The organism is Mitsuaria sp. TWR114 (genome assembly GCF_007997345.1).
On sequence record NZ_VOSR01000922.1, the window covers coordinates 1 to 631 of the forward strand.

General features: G+C 74.2%; 1 protein-coding gene and 1 pseudogene. Both read right to left on the reverse strand.

Annotated features, from left to right (window positions below; all coding sequences use genetic code 11):
* A pseudogene (locus tag FUT87_RS25840) lies at positions 1-326 on the reverse strand (hypothetical protein); the annotation flags it as partial.
* The coding region (locus FUT87_RS25845; RefSeq protein ID WP_147242841.1) for an efflux RND transporter permease subunit at positions 323-631 on the reverse strand (309 nt) is incomplete at its 5' end. The gene FUT87_RS25845 and the pseudogene FUT87_RS25840, both read right to left, overlap by 4 nt.

Here is a 631-nt window from a genome sequence, read left to right on the forward strand (position 1 = left end):
CGCCGCCCGACACCGAGCGACAGCGACGGATCGGGCCGCAGTCCCGCCATCGGCACGCCCGCGCGTGCGGCCGCCACCGCCTCGCGCTGCGCGGCGATCGTATTGCTGAAGCGCTCCACGGCGTCCAGGTAGGCGGCGAAGGGCACGCCGGTGGCGTTGGTGTCGGCGTCCGGCGTTGACGCATACGTCATCGGGAAGCCGGTCATGAGCGCGGCTGCCAGGACCAGGGTGTCACGGCGGCTGGTCGAACGCTGTCGCTGGCCCGTGGTCTTGGCGCTGATGCCGGCGCCTTCGCGGCGAGGGGAGAGAAAGATGAGGCGCTTCATGCCAGGGGTTCCGATGCGGGGTCGTGGTCGTGATCGAGCGGCGCCTGCGCGGCACGCCGGGCGGCGGCGCGCTCCACGCGCGCTTCGATCGCGTGGTAGAGGGCCGGCAGGAGCAGCAGCGTGAGCAGCGTCGCCGTCACCAGCCCACCGACGACGACCGTGGCCAGCGGCCTTTGGACGTCGCTGCCCAGGCCCGTGGCCAGCATCGCGGGCGTCAAGCCGAAGGCCGCGACCGCCGCCGTCATCAGCACCGGGCGCATGCGGCCGGCGGCGCCTTCGAGCACCGCCTCGCGCAGCGGCCGGCC